This window comes from Levilactobacillus parabrevis (assembly GCF_044051715.1).
GTDB classification, from domain to species: Bacteria; Bacillota; Bacilli; order Lactobacillales; family Lactobacillaceae; genus Levilactobacillus; species Levilactobacillus parabrevis.
This window is the reverse complement of record NZ_CP168688.1, coordinates 2055694-2079834: the sequence shown is the minus strand read 5'-3', so window position 1 is coordinate 2079834 and position 24141 is coordinate 2055694. Positions and strand designations below refer to the sequence as shown.

General features: G+C 47.9%; 22 protein-coding genes and 1 pseudogene. 12 read left to right on the top strand and 11 right to left on the bottom strand.

Translation table 11 applies throughout. The features are described 5' to 3' along the window. Positions 1–417: 417 nt before the first annotated feature. The 3 genes from ACEPSU_RS09845 to tnpA all read right to left on the bottom strand — a co-directional run bounded on the left by ACEPSU_RS09845 (position 418) and on the right by tnpA (position 3383). Positions 418–1467 carry a GGDEF domain-containing protein gene (locus ACEPSU_RS09845; protein WP_260340350.1) on the bottom strand — a complete coding sequence of 350 codons (1050 nt, stop codon included), beginning with the start codon at positions 1465–1467 and terminating at the stop codon, positions 418–420. 219 nt (positions 1468–1686) lie between these two features. Next, entirely contained in the window at positions 1687–2817 is a 1131-nt protein-coding gene (locus ACEPSU_RS09840) for a GGDEF domain-containing protein (protein ID WP_395323375.1), read from the bottom strand. A gap of 146 nt (positions 2818–2963) precedes the next feature. Then, positions 2964–3383, bottom strand: a complete 420-nt coding sequence (gene tnpA / locus ACEPSU_RS09835; protein WP_395321346.1) for an IS200/IS605 family transposase — start codon at positions 3381–3383, stop codon at positions 2964–2966. Positions 3384–3478: 95 nt separating this feature from the next. Here tnpA and ACEPSU_RS09830 point away from each other — a divergent pair. The 3 genes and pseudogenes from ACEPSU_RS09830 to ACEPSU_RS09820 all read left to right on the top strand — a co-directional run. Continuing rightward, positions 3479–3676 (top strand): annotated as a pseudogene (locus tag ACEPSU_RS09830) (helix-turn-helix domain-containing protein); the annotation flags it as partial. A gap of 121 nt (positions 3677–3797) precedes the next feature. Continuing rightward, a complete protein-coding gene (locus tag ACEPSU_RS09825; RefSeq protein WP_057879063.1) occupies positions 3798–4970 on the top strand; it encodes an IS256 family transposase in 1173 nt (390 codons plus the stop codon). Positions 4971–4996: 26 nt separating this feature from the next. Continuing rightward, positions 4997–6079: an RNA-guided endonuclease InsQ/TnpB family protein gene (locus ACEPSU_RS09820; RefSeq protein ID WP_395361645.1), complete on the top strand. Its 1083-nt coding sequence runs from the start codon at positions 4997–4999 to the stop codon at positions 6077–6079. Between the two features lie 204 nt (positions 6080–6283). Here ACEPSU_RS09820 and ACEPSU_RS09815 read toward each other — a convergent pair whose 3' ends face one another. From ACEPSU_RS09815 to ACEPSU_RS09800, 4 genes are all read right to left on the bottom strand, one after another. Continuing rightward, on the bottom strand, positions 6284–6931 hold the full coding sequence (locus ACEPSU_RS09815; RefSeq protein WP_020089934.1) for an EAL domain-containing protein: 648 nt from the start codon (positions 6929–6931) through the stop codon (positions 6284–6286). 150 nt (positions 6932–7081) lie between these two features. Then, the gene (locus tag ACEPSU_RS09810; protein ID WP_395321341.1) at positions 7082–7993 is read right to left on the bottom strand and encodes a metal ABC transporter solute-binding protein; all 912 of its coding nucleotides are present in this window, start codon (positions 7991–7993) and stop codon (positions 7082–7084) included. 186 nt (positions 7994–8179) lie between these two features. Then, a complete protein-coding gene (locus ACEPSU_RS09805; protein ID WP_395323181.1) occupies positions 8180–8536 on the bottom strand; it encodes a GNAT family N-acetyltransferase in 357 nt (118 codons plus the stop codon). Between the two features lie 265 nt (positions 8537–8801). After that, on the bottom strand, positions 8802–9959 hold the full coding sequence (locus tag ACEPSU_RS09800) for an LCP family protein (protein ID WP_395321339.1): 1158 nt from the start codon (positions 9957–9959) through the stop codon (positions 8802–8804). A 367-nt stretch (positions 9960–10326) separates the two neighbouring features. Between ACEPSU_RS09800 and ACEPSU_RS09795 the strand changes: the two genes are divergently transcribed. The 8 genes from ACEPSU_RS09795 (at position 10327) to ACEPSU_RS09760 (ending at position 19560) form a co-directional block, all read left to right on the top strand. Further along, positions 10327–11274, top strand: coding sequence for an AEC family transporter (locus ACEPSU_RS09795; RefSeq protein WP_020089930.1), 948 nt, complete (start codon positions 10327–10329; stop codon positions 11272–11274). A 75-nt stretch (positions 11275–11349) separates the two neighbouring features. Further along, a complete protein-coding gene (locus ACEPSU_RS09790) occupies positions 11350–12378 on the top strand; it encodes a DMT family transporter (protein WP_395361527.1) in 1029 nt (342 codons plus the stop codon). A 267-nt stretch (positions 12379–12645) separates the two neighbouring features. Beyond that, the gene (locus ACEPSU_RS09785) at positions 12646–13008 is read left to right on the top strand and encodes a nuclear transport factor 2 family protein (protein ID WP_395321337.1); all 363 of its coding nucleotides are present in this window, start codon (positions 12646–12648) and stop codon (positions 13006–13008) included. A 256-nt stretch (positions 13009–13264) separates the two neighbouring features. Then, positions 13265–13936: a 2,3-diphosphoglycerate-dependent phosphoglycerate mutase gene (locus ACEPSU_RS09780; RefSeq protein WP_020090513.1), complete on the top strand. Its 672-nt coding sequence runs from the start codon at positions 13265–13267 to the stop codon at positions 13934–13936. 246 nt (positions 13937–14182) lie between these two features. Further along, a complete protein-coding gene (locus tag ACEPSU_RS09775) occupies positions 14183–15409 on the top strand; it encodes a serine hydrolase (RefSeq protein WP_020090512.1) in 1227 nt (408 codons plus the stop codon). Positions 15410–15744: 335 nt separating this feature from the next. After that, positions 15745–17049, top strand: coding sequence for a GntP family permease (locus tag ACEPSU_RS09770; protein ID WP_395321336.1), 1305 nt, complete (start codon positions 15745–15747; stop codon positions 17047–17049). 24 nt (positions 17050–17073) lie between these two features. Beyond that, a complete protein-coding gene (locus ACEPSU_RS09765; protein ID WP_395321334.1) occupies positions 17074–18204 on the top strand; it encodes a glycerate kinase in 1131 nt (376 codons plus the stop codon). Between the two features lie 210 nt (positions 18205–18414). Next, entirely contained in the window at positions 18415–19560 is a 1146-nt protein-coding gene (locus ACEPSU_RS09760; RefSeq protein ID WP_395321333.1) for a hypothetical protein, read from the top strand. A gap of 137 nt (positions 19561–19697) precedes the next feature. On the opposite strand, the gene ACEPSU_RS09755 is transcribed toward ACEPSU_RS09760, so the two are convergent. The 4 genes from ACEPSU_RS09755 to ACEPSU_RS09740 form a co-directional block, all read right to left on the bottom strand. After that, positions 19698–21032 carry a C1 family peptidase gene (locus ACEPSU_RS09755; protein ID WP_395321331.1) on the bottom strand — a complete coding sequence of 445 codons (1335 nt, stop codon included), beginning with the start codon at positions 21030–21032 and terminating at the stop codon, positions 19698–19700. Positions 21033–21247: 215 nt separating this feature from the next. Further along, entirely contained in the window at positions 21248–22054 is an 807-nt protein-coding gene (locus ACEPSU_RS09750) for an aldo/keto reductase (protein WP_395321329.1), read from the bottom strand. 193 nt (positions 22055–22247) lie between these two features. After that, positions 22248–22934 (bottom strand): ribose-5-phosphate isomerase RpiA, encoded by a 687-nt coding sequence (rpiA, locus tag ACEPSU_RS09745; RefSeq protein ID WP_020090343.1) that lies wholly within the window; start codon positions 22932–22934, stop codon positions 22248–22250. 5 nt (positions 22935–22939) lie between these two features. Next, positions 22940–23278 carry an acetyltransferase gene (locus ACEPSU_RS09740; RefSeq protein ID WP_395321327.1) on the bottom strand — a complete coding sequence of 113 codons (339 nt, stop codon included), beginning with the start codon at positions 23276–23278 and terminating at the stop codon, positions 22940–22942. Between the two features lie 272 nt (positions 23279–23550). Here ACEPSU_RS09740 and ACEPSU_RS09735 point away from each other — a divergent pair, with 272 nt between their 5' ends. Beyond that, positions 23551–24090 (top strand): dUTP diphosphatase, encoded by a 540-nt coding sequence (locus tag ACEPSU_RS09735; RefSeq protein ID WP_395361525.1) that lies wholly within the window; start codon positions 23551–23553, stop codon positions 24088–24090. Positions 24091–24141: the final 51 nt, after the last annotated feature.

The window sequence follows — 24141 nt, the reverse complement described above, 5'->3', positions numbered from 1 at the left end:
TCAACGGATAAGCAATAAAGAACGCTTTCCTATGGATGGAGACTGGCGTGTTGGTGAAAGGAGACTTGTGAGGACAGCTACCAAAGCGTGATTGCGGTTGCAAGAGGACTTCCATTCCGGATCACCCACCATTCATTTTTTTGGTAGGTTAACCTTAGCATAGATTTTAATTTAATACAGCCTATTGACCTTATAAATATATTTTTAAAGCGTTCGGGTAACGAGAAAATATTGAGAATGGGGTCTCAGATAACCTTTACAAATATTTTACACAGCGCGGTCGTAAGGCATGTTATGATTCTGGTATAGACCAAAATAGTTAGCGTAGGCTCCTTGATATGCATCGTTCAATACTGAAAAAGGTTGGATTAAGAGCTTAAAACGGACCTCTACGGATTGTAGAAGTCCATTAACGGTTTAGCCCACAGTCACCTGATCGCGACCGTGGCGTTTAGAGTGGTAGAGTTGTTCGTCAGCACGGCGATAGGTATCCACTTGGTTTTCATCGCCAGATTTCAGTTGGGTCAGCCCCACTGAAATTGTAATATTGAAAGTTTCACCCGCATGCTGCATGGGTGTCTCTCGAATACGACGAGCAATGGCAGTCACCGTTGTGCGTGCTTGTGCTGGCGTATAGTTAGCGAAGAAAATTGTAAATTCTTCACCACCTGTACGGTAAAGCTGTAGTTTGGGATTGCTGGCCTTGAGCTCTTGCGTGATCATACGAGAGACGGTCGTTAACACGTAGTCACCGGTCAGATGACCATAGGTGTCATTTACCTGCTTGAAGTGATCGATATCAAAAAGCATGAGTGTTAGAGGTTCCTGGTGTCTCTGTGCGTGGTCGAAGGCCTGACCGAAGTTATTCTTGTACGCGTAGAAGTTATGAACGTGAGTTAATTCATCAAAGTTAGTGGTATACGTGAGTTGCGCGATGGTGTTAGCACCGTCGCGGACAGAACTGATATAGACAAACATGATGGTCATGAAGAAAAAGCTGAACAGTATTTCCCAACCAACCGTTATCAGGTGCAGATTGAACCGGAACTTCATGACGCCCCACATAGCTGTTGAAAAGGCAAGATTGACCAAACTATAATCAACAAAGTCTGTCCATGTGTGGTGCTGATGTTGCTTAACCAGTTTCATGGCGTAGTACAGCCCCACATAGATGGCAGCAAACAACCAGGACAGGGGGATCATCAGAGTACCATTGATACCCATAAAGCCTACGATGACGATAGCCGTTTGCCAGAATTTAATTTCTAATTGTAGGAAGTAACTGATGAAGACGACCGCAAATATTTGAAAATTGACGAATACCCAGCCGTTCCCGGTACCATCGACGGAAAGTTGTGCGCCAACAATCAAGATGGCCATGTAAAGCAAACCAATAATGGTTCGCACTCTGCTGACGTTAATGGTCGGATGGCGCTTCTGGAGCTTTTTGGTGATACGATCGGTCATAAACCAATAAAGGGTTAACACGCCTAGTAAAAAGAAGACACTCGTGAAAGCAGGCGTTACGAACCATTGGGCCCAAGTCATATTAAGCCATCCTTTCCATAATTTTTTTAGTGCGCTTTGTATACTACCACAGATTACACTATTTTTGGTCATCATTTTTACGATGTGTGACAAAAGGACTCAGAACCAGCGTTCCGAGTCCTCGTTAAGGCTAGGGGTTTAGCCAATTGTGACTTGGTCACGACCATGACGCTTAGAGTAATAGAGACTTTCATCTGCCCGGCGATAGAGGTCGACTTGGCTGTCGTCCTCTGTTTTTAACTGGGTAGCGCCAACTGAAATACTAATATCGATGGTCTTACCTGCATGCCGAAACTCAGCTGAACGCACACCCTGTGCGATAGCGTCGACGTGTTCGCGGGCCTGACCAATGGTGTAGTTGTCAAAGATGATCGTGAACTCTTCACCACCGGTCCGGTAAAGAACAAGTGTGGGATCAATCGTTTGCAATTGCTGCGTGATTAATTCGGCGACGTGACTCAGAACGTAATCACCCGTCAAATGACCATAAGTATCATTCACGTGCTTAAAATGGTCGATATCAAAGAGCATTAACGTTAAGGGATGGTGCTCTGTTTGCGCGGCCTTGAACTGGTGGCCAAAGGCTTTCTTAAAGGAATAGAAGTTGTGTACCCGCGTCAATTCATCATAGTTCGTCGTGTATGTCAGCTGGGCCAATGTGTCGGCACCAGCCAACAGAGAATCAACGTAGACGTACATAATCGATAACAGAAGGAAGCTAAAGAGAATTTCCCAGGCGGCAATCGTCCAACCGAGATTGAAACGTAGCAAAATCAACCACCACAGAATAGTGGAGAAAAAGAGGGCAGTGCTGGCAAAATCGAAGTAGTCGCGCCAGGGACTGTGGCGGTGACTTTTAATGAGCTTCATAGTTAGGTAGAAGCCAATGTAGACAACGGCATATGCCCAAGTTAGCCCAATCATCAAAGTGCCATCGATTGCCATGAATATGAGCGTTGCCAAGGCCAACTGCCAGATGCGAATCTCCAGCATCAAAAAGTAACTGACAAAGACTACCGCAAAAATCTGAAAGTTAGTAAAGACCCAACTGTGGTCGGTACCCATGACGGAAACTTGTGTCACGATGAGGAGAATAACCATGTAGATGAGTCCGAAGATTGTTCGAACTTGGTTAGGATCAGGGTGTTGGCCACGGTTTTCCATGTATTTAATTAGTTTACTAGTCGAGAACCAGTAGAGGGTCAGGACGCCCAGCAGGAAAAAGATACTGGTAAAGGCGGGCTCCACGAACCATTTGGACCAGGTCATGAGATGTCATCCATTCTATAATTGACTACCAAAAAACATTCGGTACTTATATATTAACGCGCAAAACTTAATGGAACCACCCATTGCGTGAAATTTAATATAAGCTAGGCAGAATTCTCTTGTTTTCAAGCAAGGGATGAATGCCACTATCTCTTTCGCTGACTGGCAATGTAGTTTTCTACAGTTTTCTTGCTCGTATCACCAAGGGTACTCATGAAGTAGCTTGAGGACCAAAGATGTCCGCCCCAGAACTTCTGAGCCTTTATTTCTGGGTGTAATTCAAAGAATAAGCGAGCCGAACCGCCCTTGAAGGCTTTGACAACATTAGTTGGTGCATACTTGGGTTTAAAGCTTAGTAGTAGGTGGATATGGTCTGGCATTACTTCCATTTGCTCAATGGTTACTTCGTTTAGTCGGGCTATTTTCGTTAGAATGTCGGCCATTTCAGCGACTAACTTGGGCGTTGTAAATGCTTCATGCCGGTATTTGGTGACCCAGACTAAGTGAAAATGAAAGTTGTAAACATAACCTAGTTCGTGAATTATTTCGCCAACATCTTTTCTCATATGAGTCCTCCATAAATATTATTATAAGCCGTTCTGTTATGGATACAGTATGCTCATATGGTATGATCCTATCAAGCAAGAGGAGGTGGCAACTTATGGCGAAAACAATGGCCCAATTATCTTATCATTATGGCGTTAAGGTTAGAGTCTTTCCTTCAACCGAACAAAAGCGGCTGATTAAGCGTAACAGTGACGCCAGTCGGTTTATTTATAATCAGATGAATGGCATGAACAATGACCTATTCTGGTTAAAACAAGTGAAGATTCCAATTACACTTGTCTTGAATCGCATCGTTGATTGAGTGTTTAAATAATTATGTGTAAATAGAAAAATAAGCAATTGAAAAGGGAAAGCCTCTCCCTTATGATAGTTAGCAACCACACTCACTTCATAGGACATAGGAGGCTTTCCCCATGACTCAGTTTAACAAAGAAATTATGGCAGCACTAGCACAAAAGCAAGATTTGGACGAAGTTTTTCGGCAACATTTGGAAACGGCCATCAATGATTTAATGCACGAGGAACTTTCATCGTTCCTCGGTTATGAACCCTACGACCGCCAAGGCTTTAACAGCGGCAATTCACGCAATGGGCATTATCTGCGAACCTTTAAAACTAAGTATGGGGAACTAAACTTGGAGGTTCCACGCGACCGAAATGGCGCCTTTAATACGCAAACTATTCCAAGCTATCAACGCCAAACGGATGGTTTAGAAGCCACGGTTGTCCAGCTCTACGAAAAAGGGATTACCACTAGTGAGATCGCGGATTTGATTGAGAAAATGTATGGTGCTCATTACACACCACAAACGGTTTCAAACCTCACGAAGGTCGTTGACCAACAGGTCAACGCCTTCAAGACGCGCCCTCTAGCGAGTCGTTACGCAGTCATTTATGTGGACGCAACATACTTACCTCTGCGCCGGGACTCAGTGGCTAAAGAAGCCGTGCATATCGCCATTGGCATTCGACCAAATGGTATGAAAGAGGTCCTAGCATACCAAGTCGCTCCAACTGAATCCAGTACCGTTTGGGAAGAGCTTCTCGTGGACATTCAGCAGCGTGGTGTAAAAGAAGTCCTCTTATTCGTGGCCGATGGCTTAGTCGGCCTTACCAACACAATTGGTGACCACTTCCCTAAGGCTAAGCTCCAGCAGTGCCTGATCCACGTCAGTCGGAACATTGAAGCTCACGTTCGAACTAAGGACCGACAAGAGGTCCTTAACGACTTCAAACTGATCCATCAAGCAGCTACCATGGACGACGCAAAACAGGCCTTAGCTGACTTCATAGACAAGTGGCAAAAGGCGTATCCAAAAGTAACGGGCAAGCTAGAAAATAATCCTCATCTCTTGACCTGTTTCACTTTTCCAGCTGCGATACGCAGTAGCATCTACAGCACAAATCTCATTGAATCATTCAACAAGAAGCTAAAACGGCAGACAAAGAAGAAAGAACAATTTCCAAATGAACCAGCACTAGAACGCGTTCTGGTCACAGTTATTCGTGACTACAACGGCCAAAATTTTGAGCGAACGCATCGAGGTTTCAAGCAAATTCAAGATACGTTAGAATCCATGTATTAGAAGCTAGCTAATGGGAGAGGACTTCCATTTACACAAAAAATTTGACACTCCCCGTTGATTTGACCGAACGTCTAAAGAAGCCATCAACCGCTATCTCCAATATTCATGGTTGGCTTAATCATCCGGATTTTGACAGTCTGATGAAAGCTAATGCTATCAAGAATTACAAGACTGCCTGGAAACTATTCCATCAGGTTCATCAGGCGGGAACTCCAAAATTTCATAAACGTGGTTATATTCAGACTTATCAAACGTCTTGTCTTTACGGTGCCAAAGTGACAGTGCCAACCATGCGTAATGGTAGCGTAAGGCTAAATGATGCCCACTACTTACAACTACCCAAGCTGGGGCGCCTCCGTTTCAAGGGGCTACCATCGAAGATCTTGGACCAAGCCGATGATATTAGAATCGGGACAACGACAATTTCAATGGATGCGGTCGGCCATTACTTCGTTTCCCTGCAGATGGGGTCGAAACACCCTTTCGTTTCTAAACAATCAGTCGTTGAATCTAAAGTCGGCATCGATTTGAACCTTGATAATTTTCTGACGGACTCCAATGGGCAGGTAATTGATAACCCACGTTATTACCGGACTATCAGAGGAAAATTAGCAAGAGCCCAACGGAAACTGTCACGGCGGGCAAGACGAGCTAAAAAGAGTCAACGACGTTTATCAGCATCAAAGAATTATCAAAAACAACGGTTACTAGTGGCTAAATTACAGCTTAAAGTCGCTAACCAACGCAAGAACTTTCTGCACCATGTCTCTACGGCCTTGATCAAAAACCACGATTTAGTCGTAGCTGAAGAACTACGGAGTAAAAATATGTTGCGGAACCACGCTTTGGCAATGAGCATCGCGGACGTTGGCTGGCGAACATTATTGGACATGCTGACCTACAAAGCTGCTTTGTACGGTCGAAGACTTTTGACTGTCAACCCTCGAAACACAACGCAAACTTGTAGCCATTGTGGGTACATCATGACTGGTAAGAACAAGTTGACATTAGCTGATCGCAAGTGGACGTGTCCTAATTGTGGGATATTTCATGTACGTGATCATAACGCAGCTAAAAATATTTTAGCTAAGGGTTTAGCAACCCTGTAAAAAGTGAGTCCGCCTGGCAACCTGCGGACATAAAAGGCTTTGGTAATTAGCGGGTAAGTCCTATTCGTAGGCTAGCGCTGTATCTAAGCAAATTGTGGTCGCCATGCCGTGGGGTGTGGCTCTCACAAGCGTCCGTTTTTAAACGGGCGTGGTTGACATGAAATAAGGAGTCGACCTGAACATGCGATTCAGGCGACTCCCTTTTTAAACGAGGCTAGGCTTGCCGTAAAGGTAGCCTTGATGCAGTGAAATGCCAAATTTCTTGGCAAGGGCTTGATCCTTAGCATCTTCGACGCCTTCAAGAATCAATTGTAGCCGGTAATATTTTGCGATTTTGGACCAAAAAGCTAAGGCCGTTGGAATTTCTTTTGCCCGTCCGTCCATTCGCAGATTTTGCATGGCAAATTTAATTTGATCGACGAAGGGAAGCAGGTGCTGAATATTATCGTACGTGTTCGACCCGGTACCGACGTCGTCTAAGACCAAATCAATATCGTATTGGTGAATGGCAGTACTAAAAAGTTGAATTTCCGGTAAGGTAGGCGCTTCGGTAAGTTCAATCGTTAAGGCGGCCGGTTTTAGTCGCTTCTTTAGCGCAATAATGGTCCCCAAGGTGAGGGGATCACGTAGTTGTTGATTGTTAAGATTAAAGGCCAGCACTTGCTGATTGACCGCTGTGTTTAAAGCTTCAGCGGTCTCTTCTAAGAGTTTGGCTTGTTCGCCCACTGAAATATCGGTGAAGTGTTGAGGAAGAACCCACGTCTCATTTTGCTGCTTACGTAGGAGGACCTCGTAGCCAAATATCTGATGATTCTCTTGGTTAATCTGTGGCTGCACAAAAAAACGATACATTTGGGTCGACTCCTTTAAATTTCCCAATTTAATGAATTAACTATATTTTAGCGCATTTCTATAAAAGAACAACGTCATATATCGTTTAGTGTTGCCATTGATTCACGTTTCGATTAAAACCAGATGTATACTACCGACGCCCTTGATGAGTTATTGTACTTGCTGAATTTTCTCTAGCTGGCGATATTGTCCTTGCATCCAGGTCAGATAGTTGGCATCTTTGGGTAGTGTCTCGGTTACATTAAGGACGGGTACCTGATGCCGATCGGCTAGCTTCACCATGGCCTTGACTGTCTTGTCGGAGGCTTGACGGTTATTGACAAAAAAGGCAATCTTGTGTGTTTTGATATCGTTTTGCATCTGCTTAATATCTCTTGGTGAGGGATCTGTTCCGTTCTCGACAGCTAAAGCAAAGTGCGTGTTATTTTGGCGATACCCCAATGCCGTCAGGGCGTAGTCGAAGACGGGTTCACTAACGTCGACACGCTGATTGTGGCTGTTTTGCTTAAGTGTCTTAATCTGTTGTTGAAGTGGCGCAAGGTGTTTAATGTATTTGGCGGCGTTTTGCTGATAGATGGCCTTATACTTCGGTGCTTTCTTACCGAATTGCTTTGCGAGGGCGTTGGCTAGCTGGGCCATGGTCTCCGGATCGTACCAGATATGCTCATTAGCGCCGGTTTTTTTGCCCATAACGTCCTCACCGACCCGAATGTTGCGGACAGACTTGCTGGCGTTACTTTTCACGAGTTTTTGCATCCAAGCATCATAGCCTAAACCGTTGGAAAGCACCACGTTTGCTTGGGAAACGGCAGCGGCTTCCTTGGGTGTGGGTTCGAAATCGTGAGGGTCAACGCTAGCGCTCTTTATGATGGTTGTGACGGTGCCATGGCTCCCCAGCACAGCCTTGGCCGTTTCGCCGTAGAAGTCCAGGCTGGCGACCACGTGAATTGGCTTAGTCGCACTGGTTGCTGACTTCTTGTTCGGCTGGCTACAGGCGCTAAGGCTGACACTAACGAGGATCAGGCCGATAAGACTAAACGTAGCTTTTTTGAAAAATGACATCTAAAATTCTCTCCCTTAGTATCTAAATAGTAATTATTACTATTTGGATACTACAGAAAGATGATTCGTTTGGCAAGGATAATTTTAGGAAGAGCCGTTAACTTCAGGCGCAATAACTAAAAACGACGTCACCTGTAGGGGATAACGTCGTTTCATTTGTCATAACTGGAGCTGGCTGTGGTGGTTTTATTTTTCTTCATTTGCGAGGTCAAGTTGGAGTTCTAATTCAATAGCCTTAGTGGGCGTATTCTCTGGTGGTGCCTCCACGTAGCAAAGATGAGTAAATCCCACGGCAACCCAGAACTTTAAACCGAGGTAATTGGCAGCTGAGACCATTAGTCGGATGGTCTGATAGCCTTGTTGCCGGTATTGCCGACCGAGTGCTTGCATGCAAGCACGCCCGAGGCCTCGTCGCCGATTAGCCTGTGAGATGTAGAAATGAAGTAAGTAAATATTGGTACTGGTTTCCGCAAATGTCCAGGCATAACCGATGATTTGTTCATCATGATAAAGTGTTAGGCAATGGGTTCGGTCAACTGGAATCTCTGGAATTACGGCGTGAATGTCGCCAAGTGGTGCTAATGGATTGCGACCTTCAATCTGCTGAAAATAAGGTGGGCCTCTTGGTAGATTGCATTTAGAACAGGAAGCTCATTTGCGACTGAAGGGGAGACAGCGATTGTCAATGGGAACACCTGCTAACTTCAATATTTAGCAGTGATTTGCCTAACCTCAGTATACTGCACTCAAACAAAAACAGCACCACCCTAGAAGGTGATGCTGTTTATTCAATCTAAATTTAAAAGGATTAGTAACCGTAGTTGCCGTTATTCGTGGAGCCCGTTGACGCGTCATAACCGGAGTTGGTCGTGGTCGTGTCGTAGCTGGTATCCGTACCGTAAGCGGAGGTATCAGCATCCGTCGTGAAGTTCTTGGTATTGGCCAAGCCCAGCGTCTTACGAATGTGATTCGAGATATTCTTCAGCTCGTCGTTGGTTGGAACTTGATAAGAGAGGCCATCGATCATGGCGTCCTGTCCCTGCAACGTTTCTGACTTGATATGGTGAGAGGCATCGCCGTATTTAGCACGGATCTGCATCAGATCATCAAAGGTCAGGTCGGTCTTCAAGTTCCCCTTAAGGGAGGTTAAAATCTGTTGGTAACGGGTAAGTGAGGTCAAGCCGGCCGCCTTAACGACTAGCTTTTGTAAGACTTGTCGCTGCCGCTTTTGTCGACCGTAGTCACCTAAGGGATCTTCGTGGCGCATTCGGGAATAAGCCAGGGCCTGTTTCCCATTCAAATGAATCTTCTTTCCCTTAGTGACGTTAGCTGCGCCGTATTGGAAGGTTAGGGGTGGTGTCACATCGACGCCGTTAACGGCATCGACCATCTTCTCCAAGCCACCCATGTTGACGATAGCGTAGAAGTCGATTGGAATGTCCAAAAGGTTTTCAACGGTCTTAACGGCCGTCTTTGGACCACCAAGCGTATAGGCGGCGTTGATCTTCTGAACGGAAGCGTTGACCCCAGAACCGACCGTCACTCGCGTATCTCGTGGAATACTGGTTAGGTAGGCGGTTTCGGTCTTGGGATTGATTGTGGCGACCATCAGGGTATCGGTTCGTCCCACATCAGAACGGCCTAATGCCCCAGTATCGGTTCCCATCAGCAGGATGGAGAAGGGTTGGTTCTTCTTCAGAACGGCGGAGACGTTACGACTCTTAGCCGCCTTGGAGGACTCATAGGTTTGGCTAAAGGTCTTCTTGGCTGAATTCCAGGCCTGATAGCCGTAAGCCAGTCCACCGGTCAGCATCACCAGTAGGGCAATGACAATCGTCCACATCGCGGGACGATGGGGGTGAACTTGCGGCGTTTTAAAGTGTGAGTTACGGTCAGCACGCCGATCGTAGACTTGTTCGAAGTCTTCTGGTGATCGGTGACGTCTACTTTCATTATCGTTTGGCATAGTTATTTCCTCATCCTCATTAAAATCTTTGTATACGCGCTGCTGGCGCTCACGAAATACTACCGGAGTCGGCCAGCGCAACCAAATTCTAAAAGTTCCCCTGGAAATCTGGTTTGCGGACTCAATTAATTTATTAGACCACAAAAAAGGCCATTCGTAAACGCCAGGTTGGCCCTAAAACAGTGAAAACGCCAATCAATATGGAAGATGAAAGTCGTTTTCAAAAGCTTGTCAAGGCTAGTCAAAGCATGGTACATGGGCGTTTGTAACCGGTTACGAATCTGGCGATTTTCAGAACCGTGCTATAATGGGCCAAGTTAGTTAAGAATCGTTAATATTTTGGCACGTGCGGCGAGGAGGGTGACTGATGGCCGTCTTTGTTCGAAGCATCTCCGGTGTTTTAATTATCCTGGTGATGATTGGTTTGGGTTATATTCTTTCTCGTCGCGGTTGGTTCGACGAGCACTCTCGCCGGCTGATTGCGCGGTTGGTTACGCAGATTGCGTTGCCAGCCTACATGATCAGTACGATTACGACCCAGTTCTCGGCGCAGACTTTGAAGTCAACGCTGCCAGATCTGCGGTTCCCCGTCGTTTCCATGTTAATTATGTTTGGATTATCGGTGATTGCATTTCATGGGTTCAAGATTCACCCGCAACGACGGGGATTGTTTGAAGCCATGTTTGCCAATTCCAACACCGTGTTCGTTGGCTTACCAGTCAATGAAGCCCTATTTGGACCGAAAAGTATGCCGTTCGTCTTGGTCTATTACATGGCCAACACCACGTTCTTCTGGACGTTGGGGGCTTACTTGATCCAACGAGACGGGCAGGGCACTGCGAAATTCAATCTCGTGACCACGCTGAAGAAAATCTTCTCGCCACCGCTACTAGGCTTCATGCTGGGGGTCGTGCTGGTTTTACTCGATATTCAATTACCGGCGTGGATCATGAAGGACTTCAGCTATGTCGGTGGCCTTACGGTGCCGCTGTCGATGATCTTCATCGGGACAGCAATCGCTGGTGCTGGCGTCCAGAATATCCGGCTGAATCGAGATAGTTTAGGCATTTTATTTGGTCGGTTCTTAGTTGCACCGACGTTGATGGCCTGCTTGGTCATTCCAACGCCGATGCCAGTGTTAATGAAGCAAGTCTTTATCTTACAAGCGGCGATGCCCGTCATGACGAATGCACCGGTAGTGGCCAAGCTCTACCACGCGGATACGGATTACGCGGCCATCATGGTAACCGAAACGACCCTCCTAAGTTTAGTGGTGATTCCGATTTTGATGGTAATCGTCCAGCAAATTCATTAGTTGACAGGTTTTACATAGGGAGGAACTAGGTTCGTTTTGAGAAGAACATTGTTGTACGTCGCATTTTCAACTTTAATGTTTAGTTCAATGGAAATCGCCTTGAAGGCTGCCGGCGGGGCATTCAACCCCATCCAACTCAACCTGATTCGATTCTTCATTGGGGGAGTCATCCTGTTGCCAATCGCCTTACGGGCATTGAACAAGCAACAACATCACTTGACGCGATCCGTTTGGGGCCTATTCTTCCTGACCGGATTCGTCTGTGTCATTGTCTCCATGACGCTTTATCAGTTAGCTATTTCAGTCGACGAAGCCTCAACGGTTGCCGTTTTGTTCAGTTGCAATCCCGTCTTCGCCCTGATCTTCTCCTACCTGATCTTACACGAACGGCTCGGTCGTGCTAACTTGATTGCGGTGGTTATCTCAATCATCGGGTTAATCGTCATTGTGAACCCAGCACACTTGACCAACCCCGTTGGTTTAAGCTTAGCCATCGGTTCTGCGCTGACCTTCGGGCTCTACAGTATCGTTTCGCGGTGGGGTTCCGTGCGGCATCACTTTAACGGGATTATCATGACCTGCTTCACTTTCTTTGCCGGGTCATTTGAACTGTTACTGTTGATGCTATTGAGTCACGTGCCCGCCGTTGCTGGTGGGATGCGTCAGGTATCTTGGCTCAGCCAGTTTGCCGCAATGCCGATCCTGAAAAACGTTAGTCTGGAATACTTCTGGTTACTGTTCTTCATCGGGGTCTGTGTCACCGGTGGTGGGTTTGCCTTCTACTTCTTAGCGATGGAACGTTCTGATGTTTCCACCGCTTCCTTGGTCTTCTTCATCAAGCCAGGGCTGGCACCAATCTTGGCTGCCTTACTGATTCACGAACAGATCTTGACCAATACCGTTATCGGAATTGTCATTATTCTGTTGGGGTCAGTGGTCACCTTTATGGGGAACCGGGTCAAGTCTCGGGAATCTCAATTGGCGGATCAAGAGGCTACGGTACCAGCCAGCGAATTCCAAGAAGAGACGCAGACGGCAGCTGCCAAGCTCCGTGCGCGGGCGCAAGCTCACGTGAAGTCCTCTTCAACGGAATCAACGGATTAATTTAAAATTAAACGCGTCTCTGAGAGTAAATGCAACGCTCAGAAACGGATAGTAGAAATGACTGGCCGACAGTTGTTTCTACTATTTTTTTGTCACGTGTTAAGGCCTGTTACTTGAAATAGATCGTATTGCCTGTGAGTAATTGGCTGTAGCACCTTGCACTTGAGTAGGTAAATCTAATGAAGGAATGGCTCACAATTCGGTTAACTGACTTTAAATTTCGTAGCTTCGGCCTACACTAGAACTCTGATTGAAGGAGGGACTTACATGGACGTAAAAGCAGAATTGATTAAACGTTATTTCAGGCTATCGGACTTGGCTTCTCGTGACGATCAAGCCTGTCGGGAGATTATCAATCTTTTCGCTGACAATGCAGTTGTTAAGGGAGCCAATGGGATGGTCGCCGCAACTCCCGCTGATATTACGACATTTTTTGAGAACTTTTTTCAGGATAATCAGTCATTACGACACCTTTGTCAGGTCGTCATTACCAATGGTACCTATCAAGCTGAATGGGCGGTTGCGGGGTGTAAACGGAATGGTAAGTTGTTTGCTTTCCACGGATTGGATACTTATGAATTTAATCAGAATAATAAAATAACTTTTCTACAAGTCGAGATTCGGCAATGAGTGTAATGCCGTCAGAGCAACGTTATCAAAAGAATCAGTTCCGGCAATCGCGAGAGGTTGTCGGAACTGATTTTGGGTCGTTGGAGACCAGCGCCTTTAGCTGACCATAGCTAGTTACAGGCAATCCATGAGCACAGGGAATCGAGGCAGAAGTCAACGGTGACTATCCGTGATTTTTTGCACAAATTAAACGAAACCTGGCCGCGGCTATGTTATGATTGTCGTGGTAATTATAGAGAGAAAGGGAGCGTGACGAATGGCAAAGCTGGTTATTTTACGGCACGGCGAGAGTGTCGCCAACCGAGATAACATTTTTACGGGGTGGAATGATGTCCCGCTGACTGCGAAGGGTCGACAACAGGCACGGGCTGCTGGACAGTTGGTGGCACAGACGGGGCTTCATTTTGGTGCGCTCCACACGTCAATGCTACAACGGGCCATCGTCACTTCAAACATTGTCTTGGAAGCCATTGATCAGCTTTACATTCCAGAATACAAATCTTGGCGGCTTAACGAACGCCATTACGGTGCGCTTCGAGGGAAGAATAAGGATCGTGTTCGTGAAGAGGTCGGCGATAAGCAAATCAAGATTTGGCGGCGAAGCTTTGAAACGGTGCCACCGCAGCTGGACCACATTGTGCAAGATGCGCGATACGATCGGTTCGGTCCTGACATCGAGCCTTTAGGTGAAAGCCTCGAGATGGCCTATCACCGGTTGATGCCATACTGGGTGGACCAGGTTGCCCCCCGGTTGCTAGACGGTCAGAATCAGCTGATCGTGGCTCATGGCAGTACGTTGCGGGCCTTGATCAAATATTTAGATGGTGTCGCGGATGCGGACATTAGCAAGGTTGAAGTTGCCAATGGTGAACCCATTCAGTACACGTTTGATGAACACCTGAATGTACTCAAAAAATTAATTCTTTAATAATTAGTTAACGAAATACTAAGATAATTAGGTTGGCGGACACAATTGGTAGAAAAGATTGTGTTTAGCCAGCCTTTTCGTATAATCAGAGGCAGGGACTTTTCCGTAAGTAATTGGTGGACCACGTTGCCAGGTAATCTAACAGCTCGGTTTGCACAGCACGTCACGGGGAGCTTGACGGCTTGTGTGGATGGTCAGCTAATTGCAAAATCAAGTGGGGTCTAATTTCTAGGGGGATTGAGGATTGTGAATAAGCGTAATTTGGGGCACTGGGCCATTTTGGCAACAGTGATTGTCGGTATTACCGGTCTGGTCATCGGGATGCACGAGATTGATACCAAGGATCAGCAGGCGGTGCACACAACGAATAAGCTACATGCTAAGCAAACACGGCAGGAGATTGCGTACGATGCCTTGCGTAGCAATCAACTGCGGCAAAAGAAGAAAACGGCGTTGGATAAACAGAATAAGGGGCAGAAGCATCCCCAATTTGCGGCCCGCTTCACCAAGAGTTTGAAGGCCAAAAAATTTGTGGGGACGGCCCTAGTGGTCAAGAACAACAAGGTGGTCTATCAGCGCTCATTTGGTAAGGCCAATGCCAAGAAGCAGCGGGCTAATCAGCCGACGTCACAGTTTTTGATCAACTCCATCCAAAAGTCAATCACGGGGATGCTCGTTATGCGAGCCGCTCAGGCCGGACAGCTCCACCTGACGGATAAGCTCAGTAAGTACTATCCACAGATCAAGGGGAGTAATCGGGTGACGATTCGGCAGATGCTCAATATGGAAGCCGGGATCAGTGGTGATCTGAATCCCGGGACGACGTTGACAGAACCCGCAGTTTACAAATACGCGGCGCAGCAAGCGCGCATCAACCGAACGAAAATTAATCAATTTAATTACCAACCAATCTGTTATACCCTGTTAGCGGGAATCTTGCGAAAGGTGACGCACGAATCCTACTATGGGTTGTACTACGAGCATGTGGTAACGCCGTTGAACCTGAACCATTCTAGCTTTGCACAACTCAAGCATCCTGGGACGACGATCGGTTATAGTGGAACGGTTCCTGGCAACTATTCGCAGCCCCACGTGCCATCTGCCAAGGACATGGCCGTTCAAATTGCCACAGGGAATGCCACAATGTCTGCTGGCGATGTCTTCAGAACGGAGCGGGCGTTGATCCAGGGAACGTTGCTCAAGAAGCGCTCTGGTGCAAATATTCTCCACCAAAGTAAGTCAACCACGGCTCACTATGCGGGAGGGATGTATCACCTCGACCGTATCGGTTACTACGGTCATGGCGTTGGCGATGACTACGAAGGGACGTATGCCCTGAGTCGCAACGGGAAGACCGGAGTCGTTCTGTTGTCGAACAACTACTATAAGGGTGGGATGTATCCGACGTGGTCAACGGAAGACCTGGCCCTCAATACCTTCCGAAATGTTAACGCGGTAAGCAAACTCTATTAGGAGTCAAGAAGTCGGCAGGTTTGCCGGCTTTTTTAGTACCTGGATAAGGCTAAAAAACTTTATCGTTAATAAATGAGCAAAGAGGAAAACGATTGCATCTGGTGTGCCCGTGGTTAGGAATGTTCCAATCCATTAGTCGATAAATGGTGGTGCGTCAACAAGGCAGCGCTCTCATATAAGTGACCAGTGGTTGTTAAGTTTAGGAACTCTTCCTATATAATTAACCAACTGAAGGATAATTAACGCTTTCATTGTGAAATAGGTTGTTGTATAATTCTACAGGTTCAAAAAGTTAGTTACGCAATTCACTTATTGGCATAAGGAGCGTGAAGAGAATGACTGTTTCAGTTAGCTGGATTGGGGCCCTTATTGGGTTAGCCCTTGCTATTATTTTGATTTTACGGAAATTAAACCCCGTCCATTCTCTATTATTGGGAACGATTGTGGGTGCACTGATTGGTGGTGCTAATTTAACACAGACCGTCAACATTGTTGTAACAGGTTCACAAAGTGTCATGGGAACCGTTGTCCGGGTCTTAGCTGCCGGCGTCTTTGCCGGGGTCATGATGGAATCCGGAGCGGCGAACGCCATTGCTCGCGGAATCGTCGATAAGTTCGGCGAGAGTCTGGCCATTCTGTCGTTGGCTTTAGCCACGATGATCATCACGGCTGTGGGGGTCTTCATCCCCGTTGCCGTTCTGATTGTGGCCCCGATTGCCCTCGAAGTGGGGAGTCGGATGCAGATTTCTAAGCTAGCACTGCTCGTTGCCTTGTCTGGTGGGGGAAAGGCCGGAAACATCATCTCGCCAAACCCGAACACGATTGCCGCAGCCCACGGGTTTCACCTGGAACTTAGCCAATTGATGGTCGCTGATTTTATCCCGGCCGTCTTTGGATTAGTGGCCACGGTGCTGATTGCCAGCCTGTTACGTCACCACGGCACGATTGCGACGATGGCTGACGTTGCGGCCAACCAGGAACAGGGCGATCAACAGGAAACAACGACCCTGCCATCGTTAGGAACGGCCATCGTGGCACCGCTCTTAGCTGTGATTTTATTGCTTATGAATCCGGTCGGAAACGTCTTACACATTGGCTTTCTTGAAAAGTTCAACGTGGATGCGATGTACATTTTGCCACTGGCTGGGCTGATCGGCATGCTCGCCATGCATCAGGGAAAGCAGGTTCTGGCTTACACCAAGGCGGGGATGGCCCGCATGACCGACGTCGTTTTGATTCTGATTGGTGCCGGTGCAATCGGAGGGCTGATCACCACCTCGACACTGCCGGCAGCTATCGTTCACTTGATCAAGATCTCCGGGATTTCCGGAACGTTCTTGGCACCAATTGCCGGGATTCTGATGGCGGCCGCAACGGCTTCCACCTCGACGGGGGTTATTTTGGCGACCGGATCCTTTGGTAAAGCCATCTTGGCCTTTGGAACGGCGCCACTGGCAGCCGCTGTGATGGTTCACACTGGGGCCACGGTCATCGACCACTTGCCACAGGGAAACTACTTCCACGTGACCGCCAACGCCATGAACATGACGTTAAAGGAACGGATGCAGTCGGTTCCTTACGAAACGGCCGTGGGGCTGACGATGACCATCGTCGGTGTCGTGATGTTTACGCTGTTCTAGCGTGACGGAAAGGATGACGAGATTATGAAAATTGTGATTGCTCCCGATTCTTTTAAGGGAAGTTTGACGGCTAAACAAGCTGCTGAAGCCATTCATACGGGGCTAAAACGGGTCTTTCCCGATGCCGACTATGAAATTGTGCCGATGGCAGACGGTGGCGAAGGGACGGTCCAGTCCCTAGTCGACGCCACGCGGGGAAGCTTTCGCCACACCACCGTCTTGAACCCTTTGGGCGAGACGGTCTCCGCTGAATATGGTCTACTGGGTGACCAGCAGACGGCGGTCATTGAGATGGCAGCGGCGAGTGGTATTCAATTTGTGAATGATGAAACGAAGAATCCACTGGTGACGACCACGTATGGGACGGGGCAGCTCATGTTGGATGCTATGCATCACGGCGCCCGGGAAATCATCATCGGTATTGGCGGGAGTGCCACAACTGATGGGGGTCAGGGGATGGCCGAAGCTCTGGGCGTTAAATTCCGCGATGCCGCTGGTAACCCCATCTCTCGTGGTGGCGGTGGTCTGGCCGATCTTGCAACGATTGATGTGAGTGGTGTGGATCCACTGGTGGCGCAGACCAAGGTGCGCATCGCTTCGGATGTGACCAATCCGTTGGTGGGAGCAACTGGTTCTGCTGCGGTGTTTGGCCCACAGAAGGGTGCCACACCAGAGATGGTCAAGGTGCTGGATGCGAACTTAACCCATTACGCTGCGGTCATCAAGGCAACGTTGGGTAAGGACTTGGCTGACTTTCCGGGTGCTGGTGCCGCTGGGGGATTAGGTGCGGGGCTACTGGCGTTTACTGATGCCAACATGGAAAAGGGTGTGGAGATCGTAGTTCGTGAAACTCATCTTAAGGAACGAGCTGCGAATGCCGATTATGCCTTCACTGGTGAGGGTGCCATCGACTTCCAGACCCAATATGGCAAGACACCCATGGGGACGGCCCAAGCGGTTAAGGCCGCTAGTCCCAATGCCAAAGTAATCGGAGTTGCCGGTAACGTTGGAGCAGGCATTGATCAACTCTACGATCTTGGTATCGATGCTATCTTCGGCATCCTACCGGGCATTGTAGATCTGCCGACCGCCATTGCGACCGGTCAGGAAAATCTGGCACGGACGGCGGAGAATATTGCCCGGGTTATTAAATAGTCTTAGTTAAGACGGGGGACTGTGACGGTGGTTGCAGCCCCTCTTTTGGTAATGTCCAAACAATAATTTAAGTAAACCATCAAATTGCTCAGTCTTAACCATTCCTTTGGTGCCCGATTGTTTGAAAGTGGTACCATTGAAACTAGAGAGACCGATTGACGATTTATACCACTTGTCAATTGATTGTATAGCAGTTGAGGGGGAGTTCAGATGATTAAGGGAATCAAATGGGCCATTGTGGGGAGTCTCATGCTTTTCGGGGGCGTCGTGGCTGGGGGTCTGGGACCGGTACCGTCGGCGCACGCAGCCAGTACGGTTAAAACAAAGTATGCCCTCGGCAATTATCAAGCTCAAAAGTTAAAGTGGGCTCGGAATAAAAATGAATACGTGATGCGGCCCAAGACGTATGCTTGGTCGGCGACCTATCAGCGCCAGGGAACCTTTCAAACACGGCCGGCGACCTATCAAACTTGCCGAGGGAATGCACCGGCAACCTTGACGACGGACCTCTATCTGCCGGTCACGGTTCGCCACTCCGGCGATTGGGGCAATCCCCAAAGCCTGGTGTTAACAAAGAACGGCCGAACCGCTTACGTAGGCTACTTGAAAACGGGAACCACGAGTACCGGATGGATCGTGAAGTATGATCTGGCGAAGTTGCGGCAGAAATTTGGTGCAACTACGGGTAACATGGCACTCATCCGCCAAGCAACTAATGCCTATTCTAAAGGGAAGGTGACCGCCCGACAGAAAACGGTGATGACGGCCATGCGGATTGGTCCCACGTTTGATTTAGGCCATGGGCAATCGCTGGCATTGAACCCGCGGACGCAACAGCTCTGGTTGAGCCGGACGAGTGGCGAGGATGGCCGGTATGGGAGTGCCGTGCGGGTCTCGACCCGTACCTTGCGGCCAGTTCAGACGGTCGACTATCGGCTGGTCAATAAGATTGGTGCTAAAATAGCCGTCAACAGTACCCTCACGTTTGATAAGCGTGGGTACGCCTACTTCAGCAGTTATAGTGGTAAGCGCGCCCTGCGCGTTTATCGGGGAACCATTTCTAAGAAGGGGGTTCACTTCAAGCTGGTCATGCAGGGGCTGAAGTATCGGCCCGGACAGACACACCAGTCGATTGCTTACAATGCCAAGAATGATCGACTCTACTTTGTTAGCGACGACGCGATTTCTTCCGTACCGTTAGCGAAGTTGAACCGCGGTAGGGTTAAGCCTAAAGATGTAAAAGCAACGGTCTTTGCCAGTCACCGCGAGTTCGAAGGCCTGTCGTTTACCGGCAGTGGTCAAGCCTATGTGCTCTTGAACCGGGGGCCAGAAGTGATGCGGTTAACCTTTAAATAGCCATAAAAAAATTCCGAGACAACGTGTCCCGGAATTTTTGGTGTTTACTTTAATTAGAGTAGTAATAGCGTCCCGCTGTTTAAGAAGGACAGCGTCTCATTTTAAAAGCTATCCTAGCCGGAAGAGACCAGAGATGATTAAGCCAAAGCACCCATTGGATCCCATGGTGCCAAGACCGTTGGTTCTTCAGTTTCTTGCGTCTTCTTTAAGTTGTCAGGCAGGAATTGCTTGTTGACGACGACTTGGTAGCAGTATTCGTCCATCCAGGCGTCACTCATCACGAAGTAACCCTTCGTGCCGACCTTTTCACCCCAAGAGTTTTCAACCTTCCACTTGGTTGGTTGGCCATCGACTAAGTTGACACCAGTCAAGACCATGGCGTGGGTCATCATGCTTTCCCCGTAGTCCAGGCGTTCTGCCTTGGTCGTGGAGAAGTCGATGTTGAAGAGGGCATCCTTGTCGTAGAACTTGGTGTCCATGATCCCCTTTTGACGTTCTGAGGATTGACCAACGTCACAACCGAACCAAACGGATTGGCCAGCTTGTAATTGCTTGATGGCCAAGGCTTTGAAGTCCTTCATCGTGACGTTTAAATGCTTCACTTGGCGGCCGTTGACCACGTTACCCAGCATTTCAACCGTGTAGGTGTGGTTGTAAGGCTTGTCGTCAGTAGGAGCGTTGATGATGGAAACGTAATCGCTCAGGTCCCAGTTGACGTACTTGTCAAAGAAGGACTTTGGCGTTAAGCCCTTGTCGATGTGGTAGTTCTTGTCGTCGTCGCGGTATTCGAAATCAAATTCGCTAACAGGTTCGCCGAGTGAGAAACTCAGTAAGCGGTAAACTTCACCAAGCATCTTGTCTTTAGCAGCGGCAATGTCAGCATCGCTGGCTTTGTCGGCAACTAACTTACGTAAAGTTACGGCGTCTTTCCGCAGCTTTAAGTTCAGCGTGCTGTTGAGTTCGCTAGACTTGGAACTGTTGTAAGTTTCAGGCATAACGGACTTAGGCACGATCCCGTACTTTTCAATGATGGCGCATAGCATGTCCCATTGACCACCATCTTGTTGTGGGGTAGCCATTAAGAAGGCGACCTTACGGCTAGAGGTTGGTTGGTCAGCGGTGGCCAAGACGTTTTCGTAGAAGTAGTTGGCTTTTTCAAATTTGTCCCAGAAGTTGGTGTAGTTTTGAGATAATTCAAAGTCACTTAAGTTGAAGAGGTCGGCTAAATGATGACGCATCGTGTTCAATGCGGCAAACATCCAGCAACGACCACTTTGCTTTTGGTTAGCAACTTTCCCAGTATCCAAATCGATGGAGAAGACGGGAGTCATGTCGGTTTCAGAAGCATAATCGGCAGAGGTTGCTAAGATTCCTTGATGGCTGACGGCGCGTTCCAAAACCTTTGCGGTGGGGTCGGCAGCTAAAGCTTGTTGATAACGGGCGGTTTGGTCCGCCGTAATTTCTTTACTCAATGACGTCACTCTCCTAACTTATTTCTCTCATTGTACTCCAATATTCTCATTTTTTGTATAGATACCCGAAAGTTGTTTAAAAAATGGACGAGCGGACCTCAGTAAGAGCGGTGCTAACGGGATTTTGAATCAAAAAGGACCCCGCAATACGATTCGTATCGAGGAGTCCTACCATAAAGAATTAAATTGAATGATCCCTGGATAGTCGGACAGGCTTAGTCGTAATTAAGATGCTTGTCTTGATCGAGGGCGTTGATTTCGGCAATTTCAGCGGCTGTTAAGTTGAAACCGGAAATTTCGAAATTTTCCTTAACTCGTGCTGGCTTTGAGGACTTAGGGAAGACCACGAAGCCCGTGTCGACTTGCCACCGTAAAACAATTTGAGCGGGTGACTTGCCATACTTTTCAGCTAACTTGGTAATCACGGGGTCTTCAAGAATTAAGTGGCCGTGACCGATTGGGGAGTAACCTTCGTTGATCAAACCATTGTCCGTGTCGAACTTGCCTAATTCGGCTTGTACCTTGTAAGGGTGGCGTTCGATTTGGTTGACCATTGGCTTAACCTTAGCCATGGCAAAGACTTGTTCGAGTTGACTTTCGGAGAAGTTGGAGACACCGATAGCCCGAACCTTCTTTTGTTGGTAGAGGGTTTCTAAGGCACGCCAAGTATCCAGCGTCAGCTCGAAGTTTTCTTCGTTTGGCCAGTGGATCAGGTATAAGTCCAAGTAGTCCAGTTGCAGGTCGGCTAGCGTCTTGTCAAAGGCAGCCAAGGTCTTGTCGTAGCCTTGATCAGCGTTCCAAACCTTGGACGTGATGAACAGGTCAGAACGGTCAATACCGGAAGCCTTGATGGCTGCACCAACGGCTGGTTCGTTGCCGTAGATGTGTGCACAGTCGAGATGCCGATAGCCGGCGTCTAAGGCCGTCTTGATTGCTGCCGGAACATCCTTACTGTCAATTAAGTAAGTTCCGAATCCTAACATTGGAATGGTAACGCCGTTGCTTAATTGTGTCGTTTCCATGTAATTACCTCGCTCTACAAATATTTTAAAGTATCTAAACACATACAACTATGATACACTACTGCGCCAATAGTTTCATGGATAGACCCTTACCGATTACGATAGGGTAGTGTGATAAACGCCATTAAAAAATCACCCACGCAATTCGATCGTAGAATTGGTGGGTGACTATTAAATCTTTAATTGGTGAGGATTAGTCGCGAGCGTTCAAGACTTCTGGACCGTCTTGACGACCAACGATAACCGTGTTGACCGTGTCTAAGAACAGGCCGTGTTCAACAACACCCACGATGCCATTCAAGGTGTTGGCTAAGTCGTGGGGATGATCGATGCGACCCAAGTGTAAGTCGATGATGTAGTTCTTGGAGTCGGTCAAGACGTGGCTACCGTCTTCGTTCATCCGGAAGCTAGGGTGTAAGTCCATCTTGTCCAACTTTTCCAGGACGTGGCTGGAACCGAATGGAATAACTTCTAGTGGTAGTGGAAACTTGCCTAAGTGGTGAACCATCTTGCTTTCGTCAACGATCCACATGTTCTTCGTGGAGTTGATTGCAACGATCTTTTCCCACAGGTGAGCGGCACCGCCACCCTTAATCCCTTGGAAGTTGTCGTCAATTTCGTCGGCACCATCGATGGTTAAGTCGAGGTGGTCAACTTCATCCAGTTGTTTGATGGTGATGCCCAGGGATTCGGCTTGCTTAGCGGAGCGGTCTGATGTTGCGACCCCCACAATGCTTAAACCTTCTTCTTTGACGCGCTTACCTAGAGCGTCGATCATGTAGCGAACGGTCGAGCCGGTTCCGATTCCTAAAATCATGCCATCCTTCACGTACTTGACGGCTTCTTGGCCAACGAGGGCTTTTAATGCGTTTTGATCCATCTTAACTACTCCTCTTCTATGTGTTCTGGGTGTAAGGCAACTGGTCGCACGGCATCCGCACCGCTAACGGGCAACTGATGCGCCGCTAGAAAATCGGCGGGGTGGGTCGCAAAGTAACGCTTGGCGTACGGGTCCAGTAATTTCACACTGACTTTGGCGGTTGTTGCCAGTTGGGTAAAACGTTTTATCAGTTGCTCAGTTAACGCGGTAGCGGGCTGGGCAGGGCGTACAAAAATCTGCTCGAGAACCCAAGTGGATTCATCTAAACTCAGGTAGTGCAAGCTTGCCAGTAGCCGGTCGTCGTCAACGATTGTCAGCTCACCCGGACGTTCCGTAATCGTCATGGTTATTTGCTCCTTTTGTGACCAGATTCACTCCTAATTTTGGTCTATCCGCGGGGCCTTGTCAACTAATTTTCGCTGGCGAACAATTTTGCTGGTATTCTCACTGAAAGGTAGGTACTCTAGTAAGAGGTTATTCGACAGTCGAAGCCATTTCTATTTTGGTCATAGGGTGTTAGAATAGACGGCCGTGGCGTCAATAAATGCCACGATTAGTTGTAGAAATAATACGGATAGTAATTGAATATAATTTTAGACATAAAAGGAGTGTCACGATGCATCGAGGATTTGAAATTGTCAGTAAATATGCGGGACAAGATATTAAGGTGCCTTACCGCACCACACAACAGGCTGCAGGGTATGATTTCGAGTGTGCCGAGGACTTCACCTTGCCCTCGATTTGGCGGCATGACCTGCTTCACGCGTTCAAACGGCTCTGGCACCGTGATCTCTTAACGACGGAGGAATTGGTCGCGGGTCAGCATGACTTGAAGCCTTGGCTGGTACCCACGGGCGTTAAGGCTTACATGGCGCCCGGCGAGGTGCTCTTGCTGGCGAACCGTTCGAGCAATCCCCTGAAGCACAATCTGATTCTGCCCAATGGGGTCGGTGTGATTGATGCGGACTATTATAATAATGAAAAGAACGAGGGCGAAATCTTCGTTCAGCTGGTCAACGTTGGTCTGAAGGATCAAGTGATCAAGAAGGGACAACGCATTGCTCAGGGGATATTCATGCCATTTCTGTTGGCCGACGGAGAGCGGATTCCAAGTCAACAACGGACTGGTGGATTTGGGTCCTCTGATCGCAACTAAATCTTTACATTTGAAGCTGATAGACTAGTGGGGAAACACCCCCGAGATATG